Below are 974 nucleotides of genomic sequence, written 5' to 3'. Positions count from 1 at the left end.
TCACAATCGGTTAGCGTGTTAGTAACTGTAACACCATAAATACCTTCTGCTGTTGGCATATAAGTACCTTCTGTTGCGCCTGCAATTTCTACGCCTTCATAAGTCCATACAAAACTGTAATCTGTTGTGCTTAAACCTGTGTCTAGCTCTAATGGGTCTAATACCTCGGTACCATTTGTGTTGATACATAAGATGTATTCTGCATCGAATTCAAACTCTGGTAACGGATCCACCTCTAAGCTTACTTGCGCGATTGCATAACATAATGAAGTATCATCACCGGTTACAACATCTGGTGTGTCATTGTCTACACGTGCGTAGATGATTTGTGGGTTTACCACATTTTCATACAATGTTGGTAATGGATTCACCATGAGGTTAGCATCTTCTTCGGTGGCATAATACGTCACTACATAATTAGTAGCATCTTGTCCGTCTAATACAAAGGTGTCTTGACTGGTTAAATCAAACTGAACACTATCGTTGCTCGGATCTCCATCAGTCTCCAGATTATCATCACATAATGGATAAACAATAACATCTTCTTCTGCTCTTGCACCTTCTTGCACTTCAATGTTAAACACTTGAGTCGCTATAGCACACTGCGTAACATTATTAGTAATTCTTACATAAATCGGTTGTGGATTAATAGTATTAGTATATGAACTTACTAAAGCATTAACACCTTCTTGGGCTTCTACTAACGTTTCATGATATGTTACTATAAATTGTGTTGGATCTTGACCGTTTAAAACTTCTTCGTCTTTGGTTGTTAAATCAAAGCTGTCTATACCATCGGTATTTAATTCACATTGTATTAAATCTGTTACGGCGACTACTTCTGGCAACGGGTTAACAATAATTGTAAAGTCTACTAGTGCATAACAGCCTGTGATATCATTAGTGACTCTTACATAAATGGTTTGTGGTGTTGCTGTATTAACATAAGCTGTTGGGTCTGCAATGGCATTAGT

At 37.7% G+C, this 974-nt stretch carries 1 pseudogene; it reads right to left on the bottom strand.

What is annotated here, in order from left to right:
• Positions 1-974, bottom strand: a pseudogene (locus GN138_RS16075) (hypothetical protein); the annotation flags it as partial.

The sequence above is a fragment of the Winogradskyella endarachnes genome (genome assembly GCF_009741275.1).
Classification (GTDB): Bacteria; Bacteroidota; Bacteroidia; order Flavobacteriales; family Flavobacteriaceae; genus Winogradskyella; species Winogradskyella endarachnes.
Note: the sequence above shows the minus strand (reverse complement) of the source record. Positions and strands in the feature narration are given on the sequence as shown.